The organism is uncultured Mailhella sp., assembly GCF_944324575.1.
Lineage (GTDB): Bacteria > Desulfobacterota > Desulfovibrionia > Desulfovibrionales > Desulfovibrionaceae > Mailhella.
Genome location: NZ_CALUWV010000009.1, coordinates 39141 through 46530, shown reverse-complemented (window position 1 = coordinate 46530; position 7390 = coordinate 39141). Strand labels below are relative to the sequence as shown.

7 protein-coding genes are annotated in these 7390 nt (G+C 61.7%); 2 read left to right on the top strand and 5 right to left on the bottom strand.

The window, feature by feature from the left end; genetic code table 11:
• Both Q0J81_RS02265 and Q0J81_RS02260 read left to right on the top strand, forming a co-directional pair.
• Window positions 1-303: hypothetical protein (locus tag Q0J81_RS02265; RefSeq protein WP_294445807.1), on the top strand; the 303-nt coding region annotated here is incomplete at its 5' end.
• A gap of 20 nt (window positions 304-323) precedes the next feature.
• A complete protein-coding gene (locus Q0J81_RS02260) occupies window positions 324-1061 on the top strand; it encodes an RNA methyltransferase (protein WP_294445806.1) in 738 nt (245 codons plus the stop codon).
• Window positions 1062-1302: 241 nt separating this feature from the next.
• Here Q0J81_RS02260 and Q0J81_RS02255 read toward each other — a convergent pair whose 3' ends face one another.
• From Q0J81_RS02255 to Q0J81_RS02235, 5 genes are all read right to left on the bottom strand, one after another.
• Window positions 1303-2031, bottom strand: a complete 729-nt coding sequence (locus Q0J81_RS02255) for a YggS family pyridoxal phosphate-dependent enzyme (RefSeq protein WP_294445805.1) — start codon at window positions 2029-2031, stop codon at window positions 1303-1305.
• Window positions 2032-2101: 70 nt separating this feature from the next.
• Complete coding sequence (gene era / locus Q0J81_RS02250; RefSeq protein ID WP_294445804.1) at window positions 2102-3043, bottom strand: GTPase Era; 942 nt, start codon at window positions 3041-3043, stop codon at window positions 2102-2104.
• 104 nt (window positions 3044-3147) lie between these two features.
• Window positions 3148-3636, bottom strand: coding sequence for an rRNA maturation RNase YbeY (gene ybeY, locus Q0J81_RS12280; protein WP_366937500.1), 489 nt, complete (start codon window positions 3634-3636; stop codon window positions 3148-3150).
• Window positions 3633-6164: an HDIG domain-containing metalloprotein gene (locus tag Q0J81_RS02240; RefSeq protein WP_294445802.1), complete on the bottom strand. Its 2532-nt coding sequence runs from the start codon at window positions 6162-6164 to the stop codon at window positions 3633-3635. The genes ybeY and Q0J81_RS02240 overlap by 4 nt, the downstream gene beginning before the upstream one ends.
• Window positions 6151-7161, bottom strand: coding sequence for a PhoH family protein (locus Q0J81_RS02235; protein ID WP_294445801.1), 1011 nt, complete (start codon window positions 7159-7161; stop codon window positions 6151-6153). Before Q0J81_RS02235 ends, Q0J81_RS02240 begins: the two co-directional genes overlap by 14 nt.
• Between the last annotated feature and the right edge of the window lie 229 nt (window positions 7162-7390).

Below are 7390 nucleotides of genomic sequence, written 5' to 3'. Positions count from 1 at the left end.
AGTTTGCCAATTTTCATGTCAGCGCTCCATCATGTGGACTTGCATCTCGAACAAAAGCAGGATACCAGCCAGAGAGCACGTTGCCAAAAACATGCCCCGAAGGCCGAAAAAAACACATGCCCGCAGACCGGAAACACGTCGGCTTTCCAGAACAGGCGGGCGACCGGGGAAAAGAAACAGGAATGTTTCCCGCGACCTGCTCCCAATAAGGGGCAAGAATACCTTGAAAAGGGCGGAGATTCAATCGGCCGTGACCGCCCCATGCCCGATTTTTTAACGTTATCCAGCGGAAATAACTTATAATGACGACGACTGACAAAGATATGGAAAATTTTTTGCCGGGCATGAAGCCCGTGCTGGAGCTTCTGGAACGCGAGCCGGAGAAGGTGGACATGGTGTATGTGCGCAAGGGACGCGCCAGCGCCGAAAGTTCCCGGCTGCTTGATCTGTGTCGTGAGTACGGCGTGCGCTTCTCCCTCGTGAACGACGACACGCTCTCGCGCATGGCCGCCCATGCGGGACATCAGGGCGTCATTGCGCGCCTGCGCGACGCCGCGTTCACGCCGTGGGAAACCTTTCTGGAACAGGCCGCGCACGCGCCTCTGCCGCTCATGGTGGCGCTCGATCAGGTGCAGGATCCCGGCAACGTGGGCACGCTTGCCCGCACGCTCTTTGCCATGGGCGGCGCAGGCCTCATCCTGCCGAGGCACAACAGTGCCTTTCTCGGCCCCGGCGCCCGCCGCTCGGCCGCAGGCGCGCTGGAAAGACTGCCCATCACTCAGGTGGTCAATCTCTCCCGTGCCGTCAAGGAAGCCCGGGACGCAGGATTCGTCACCTGCGCGGCGCAGAAGGTCGACGACAGCGTGAATCCTCTCACGGAAAAGCTGCCCCTGCCCGCCCTTCTGGTGCTCGGCAACGAAGACAAGGGCGTGCGCCCCGGCGTGCTCAAGCACTGCGAATGCAGCCTGTGCATTCCCTTCCGCCGCGACTTCGACTCCCTCAACGTGGCGCAGGCCGGAGCCATTCTCATTGCCAGCTTCGCCCGCTCTCTGGAAATGTAGGCGTCGTCGCGCATTGTCACCGAATCTGCCGCGCTGCGCCCGCTTTTGAACGGCGCCAAAAGGCGTCGCGTCCCTGCCGGGCGTTTTCGGTCGTGCAGGCGCCGTGTTCCGTCCTGCCGGGTGCAGACCCGCCGAAGCACGGTCGCGTCCGCCCGCCTCGGTCGCCAGGCAAAAAGAAGCCCGGAAGCTTTCCGCTCCCGGGCTTCTTTTTGCCTGAATACAGACGATATCCGATGCGCGTCTACAGCGTCCGTCCCTTCACCGGTCTCGGCCCGAAGATGTCCGTGCCCACGCGGATGAGCGTGGCTCCTTCCTCTATGGCTTCGCGGTAATCGCCCGACATGCCCATGGAAAGCTCGGGCAGAGGCAGGCCGAAGCGCTTTTCCATGTCGTCGCGCAGACGGCGCAGCATGACGAAGTAAGGCCTTGCCTGCTCGCCCTCACCGCAGCGCGGCGGCAGGCACATGAGCCCGCGCACGCGAAGCCCCGGGCCTTCGGCTCCAATAAGTCCGCCTGAAAGAAGCGCGTCGAAAAGGGGCGCAAGCGCGGCCGGAAGGACGCCGGACTTCTGCGGTTCCTCGCCCACGTTCACCTGAATGAGAACGTCCTGCGTGCCGTCTTCGGGCAGGCGGCGCACAAGGGCACGCGCGAGATCCACGCGGTCGAGCGTGTGCAGAAGCGAGAAATGCCCGGCCACTTCTCTGGCCTTGTTGGTCTGCACCGGGCCTATGGCGTGCCAGCGGATATCAAGCTGCGCAAGCTCCCCCTGCTTGGCACGGGCTTCCTGAATGTAGTTTTCGCCGAAGTCCTTCTGTCCGAGGCGGCACAGTTCGGCAACGTCCGACGCGGGATGAAACTTCGACACCGCCACGAGGCGCACGCTGCCATCCTTTCGTCCGGCTCTCCGCACGGCCTCGGCCATGTTGTCCAGCACTCCTCTCCAGCGTTCTTCCAGCAACGTCATGTTCATCCAGCCTTTCGCCCCTTCGGGCGCTCGATAAGTCTGCGAAAAGGGCCGCCCTTAGGCGACCCCTGAAATGCTAATCGTCTTCCAGACCAAGGTCGTGGAGCAGCTCGGTATCCTCTGCCCAGTTGTCCTTTACCTTGACCCAGAGCTGAAGATGCACCTTGCCGCCGATGAGCTTCTGAATGTCCCGGCGGGCTTCCGTGCCTATTTCCTTGATGGTTGCGCCCGCCCGGCCTATGACCATGGCCTTGTGCGAGGGACGCTGCACGAAGATCACCGCGTGAATGACGGTAAGGTCGCGCTCCGGATCCTCCTCCCAGGCCTCGATGTCCACGGCCGTGGTGTAGGGAACCTCCTGACGCAGACGCTCGAACACCTTCTCGCGCACGATTTCCGCAGCAAGAAAGCGCGTGGGCGCGGTGGAGAGCTGATCTTCGGGAAACTGAGACTCGCCTTCGGGCATCATGTCCGTGATGATCTTCTTGAGCTCGTCGAGGCCGTCCTTGGTCAGTGCGGACATGGGGAAGACTTCGGCATTCGGGAAGTATTCCTGAAGCGTGACCAGAAGAGGCAGCATGCGCGACTTGTCGTGGAAAAGATCGACCTTGTTCACCACCACGAGCAGCGGGCGCTCGTCGTCGACAAGGGCATCGCGCAGGGACTGTATGTCGCGGTCGAGAAATTCCGGTCTGCGGATGTAGAGTTCCGAGTCGAGCACCAGCATGATGGCGTGGGCGGCAGCCATGCTCTGCCAGGCGGCCTGGCTCATCATCTTGCTGAGGTGACCGCGCTGCTGCTGGCGCGAATGATTCACGCCGGGGGTATCCATGAAGATGACCTGCGCGCCCGGCTCCGACATGATGCCCACCACGCGGCTGCGCGTGGTCTGCGGCTTGGACGTCACAATGCTGATCTTCTGCCCGAGCAGGGCGTTGAGCAGCGTGGACTTGCCTGCGTTGGGCGGTCCCATGAGCGCGACCCAGCCGCAACGGTGTTCATTCTGTATTCTGGCCATGTTGTCTCCGATATATGAGATGTGCGGGCCGCTCGCACGGAAGGCCCGCCTGATGACGAAAAGGATTTTTCAGCTTGTACTACGCAGGGCGGAACGTCAAGAGTCTATTCCTGCGTCTTTCCCGGAAGCGGACAGGATTCTTCCAGATACGCGCAGAACTCGTCCATGTCCGGACCGTGGTCGAACCCCAGAATATGGCCCATGCCGTGGGCGAGCAGCCGTCTTGCGTGCTCGGCCGCATCCTGTCCGTAGAGCACGCTTTCGCGCTCCAGCGTATCGACGCTGAGAAAGAGCGTGCCTATCTCCCCTTCTCCGCCGGGGAAGCTCAGGATGTTGGTGGGGCCGGAGCAGCCGAGATTACGAAGGTTCACCTCGGCAATGTCGCCGTCGCCCGCCACGATGAGCAGCACGCCCATTGCCGCAGGTTCCCGTCCCCTGGCGCTCTCCCCGGCGCGGGGGCCGTTCGGTTCCGAGGGCAGCATGCCCGCCTCGTCTGCGGCCTCGCGCATGGAAGAAAGAAGATTCAGCCATTCCCGGCGGCAGACCAGGCAGGGACGACGCATATCCACGACGAGGCCGGTCATTCCGCTCATGCGTCCTTCTCCCCGGTGCCGGAACCTTCCGGCAGCGCGTTCCTCTCTTTCGCTCCTCCGCTCTGCGCGGCGGAGCATGCGCCTTCCGTGCCGGGGGTCTCTCCGTTTCCGGACGGCCTGACGCGCTCTGCCTCTCCCGCTTCAGAGACGCCCTGTTCCTGTGCTCCTGCACCGGCAGAGGCGGAACGTTCCTCCGCGCCGGACGGCGTGCGGGAAGGTTTTTCCTGCTTCTGCGGGGAGGATATCTCCCATTCTGGGCGCAGGTCCTCGGCCTCCTCGCGACGGCATTCCTCGTTCTTTCGGGCGTTTCTGTGCGGATCGGACTTTTCCTCGGGGTAGGCGATGCGCTGATGAAAAAGCCCGATGATGATGCGCACGAAGCTGTCGATGAGCTTGTTGAGATCGCGAAAGGTGAGGTCGGACTCGTCGAGCTGTCCTTCGGCGTACACGCCCTTCACTATCTTGGTGACGTGAGCGCGGATGCGCGCAGGCGTGGGATCCACCAGCGTGCGGCTCGAGGCTTCCACGGAGTCGGCCAGCATGACGATGGCGGCTTCCTTGGTCTGCGGTCTCGGACCGGGGTAGGAATAGTCCTGAAGACGCGGATTCTCGCCCATCTGCAGAGCCTTGTTGTAGAAATACATGGCCCCGCGCGTGCCGTGATGCTGCACGATGATGTCGGTGATCTCGCGACCGAGGTGGTATTCTTCCGCAAGTTCCGCACCCTGCTTCACGTGGGAGAAAAGAATAAGCGCGCTCATGGCCGGAGAAAGCCTGTCGTGCGGATTGGGACCGCCGAACTGATTTTCCACGAAATACTCGGGGCGGGAAATCTTGCCGATGTCGTGATAGAGCGCGCCCACCTTGCACAGAAGACTGTTGGCGCCTATGGCCGCCGCTCCCGCCTCCACGAGGTTGGAAACCACGAGGGAGTGATGATAGGTGCCGGGCACGGTCATCATGAGTTCCTGCAGCAGCGGATGCTCGAGATTCATGAGCTCCATCATGCGAAAACGCGTGGTGTAGCCCATGAGCATTTCAAGAACGGGGCTGAGGGCGAAGAGCAGAAAAAGCGATCCCACGGCGTTGCACACGAGCGCCAGCAGCAGAAGCGGCATCTGCGACCATTCCACGTGGATGAAAAGCGCCGCGCCGAAGCCGGTCATGAGCATCCAGAGAAGCAGCGGCACGCTGCCCCATATGACGTCCTGCCGGTTCTGCGCGCGCAGCACAAGCCAGGTATTGGTCATGGACGACATGAAATAGAAGAAGAACAGCGCAATGTCGCCGCGGAATATGACCGTGGCAAAGAAGGAAAGCATGAGCCCCACAGTGCAGTAGCGGCGCGCGGCAAAGATGAGCGCAGCCATGCCGGTTCCGCCCGCCACAGGGAAGGCAAAGGCGAGAATGTGCGCCGTGGATGCCGAGGCTGCGGCCGCAAGCACGTACATGGTGCACCAGGCCGCCACGCCGAACACCACAAGAAGCAGCGCTATGAGATTCTGATCCTTGGTGCGCAGCACCGTGCCCTTGTTGCCGCTCGGCGTGATGAAAAGCCCGAGCAGCAGAAAAATGCCCAGTACCACGCAGCCGCCGAACACGTGCCAGTCCACCACGCCGGGCGCGGCGCGGAACAGCGCCTGAAGCTTGATCTGCTGTTCGTGGGTCACCATGTCGCCCGCGCGCACGAGCACTTCGCCGGGCTGCACCTTGTAGAACACGGGTTCCACGGCGGCAAGCATTTCCTCGTTGCGCTGGCTCGTGACTTCCTGATTCACGGCAAGCGAGGGCACCACCATGAGGGGCATGATTTCCTGGAGCGCTATCTTGACACGGGAATTGAGCTTTCCCTCGGCGCGCAGCTTGCGGCCGAGCGCCACCTGAAACGAGCGCAGATCCTTGAGTCCCCCGGCCTGCGTGCGCAGGATTTCCGTGCCGCTGTCGAGGTCGCGCACGATGACGGCATTGTCGGTGTTGGCTATCTGCCGCATGTCGGCAATGACGCCGTTTGCCAGAGTGGATTCCATCCACGGAATGAGCGTGCCGAGCAGATATTCCTGCACGTAGGAGGCCGTGAGCAGCCGGAAGGATGAGGAGGAAACATCGGAAAGATGCCGCTCATTGAAGGCGCGGCGCACGTGCTCAAGCCCCGCGCTGTCCAGCCCGCGCTTGTTGATCTCGTCCAGAAGCCCGAGACTCTCTTCCCGGAAGCTCTCCATGGCCTTCTTGTCGATGTCGAAGACCATGGGCTGGAGTGCGAGCGCCCTGTCACGGCGAAGCTGCGTGGCCTGCGGATCCTCCACAAGCAGATCCCTGTCGGAAACCACGTCGTGCGCGGCAATCTCACCGGCGGGATAGACCACGCTGGAGGTGCGTCCAGGCTGAATCGCACACAGAAGCGACATGAACACCAGCGCCGCAGCCAGGGACAGAAGCCCCCAGTCGTGATGATGATGCAGGAACATGGAACGGGAGTGTCCCAGAAGCTGGGAAACGCTGACCGGCGATTTCTTCCTAGTTTTTTTCATAAATATCGTAGGCTTCCACGATACGGCCCACCAGCGGATGACGGACCACGTCGGAACTGTGGAAATGATGGAAGGCCACGCCGCGTACGCCGTCGAGCACCTTCAGGGCGTGCACGAGTCCCGAACGCGTTTCCCCTTCCTTTTCGCCCTCGCGCAGAAAGGCTCTGTTGACGGGGGGAAGGTCTATCTGCGTCACGTCGCCGGTAACCACCACCCGGGAACCGAAACCCATGCGGGTAAGAAACATCTTCATCTGCTCGCGCGTGGTGTTCTGCGCCTCGTCGAGAATAAGAAAAGCGTCGTTGAGCGTGCGGCCGCGCATGAAGGCAAGCGGCGCGACTTCAATGACGCCGGATTCCTGCTTCTGCGCAAAGCCCTGGGGACCGAGCATGTCGCTGAGCGCGTCATAGAGCGGACGCAGATAGGGATTTACCTTGTCTTCCATGTCGCCGGGCAGAAAGCCGAGCTTTTCTCCCGCTTCCACGGCGGGCCGGGTGAGCACGATCTTCTTCACTCTTTTGGCGGCAAGCATGGAAATGGCCATGGCCACGGCAAGATAGGTCTTGCCCGTGCCCGCAGGTCCCGTGGCAAACACGAGCTCGTTGCGCCGCAGCAGCTCCATATACTGCCGCTGTGCGGTATTGCGGGCAATGATACTCTTGCGGGGAGAAACAATGACGCTCGCCTCGCGGAACATTCTGCTTATGTCGGCATGGGGGTTGCGCAGAAGCTCTTCATAGCCCTGAAGCAGGTCTTCGCCGCGCAGGGTATGCCCGCTGCGCAGAAGCCCGTACCCCTGCGTGAAAAGATTGAGCAGAAGTTCCCGCTGCGCCGGACGCGGATCGCTCACGGTCAGTTCCGTTCCGCGGGTCTGCAGATCCGCGCCGGAAGCGTCGGCAATAAGTTCCAGATGAGCATTCAGGGGGCCGAAAAGCTGACTGGCCAGAGAGGCGTCGTCAAAGGCCAGCGTTTCCGCATAGGACGATTTCACACGCATATCCTGTTTTTCCGTTACGCCTCGGGTCCTGCCGTCGGCATAGCCTTCTTCCTTACGCCAAAAGAAGCAAAGAGTCCATAACCGTCGTTTTCCCCGGCAAAGACGCTTTCCAGAGCCCTGCCCCCCTGCCAGGAGGACTCCCCCGTTCCAGAGACACGTCCGCCGGGCATGCTTTCATGCGCCGAAGCGGGGCCCGCATACAAAACAAAAACGTATCGTCATGGCCTTT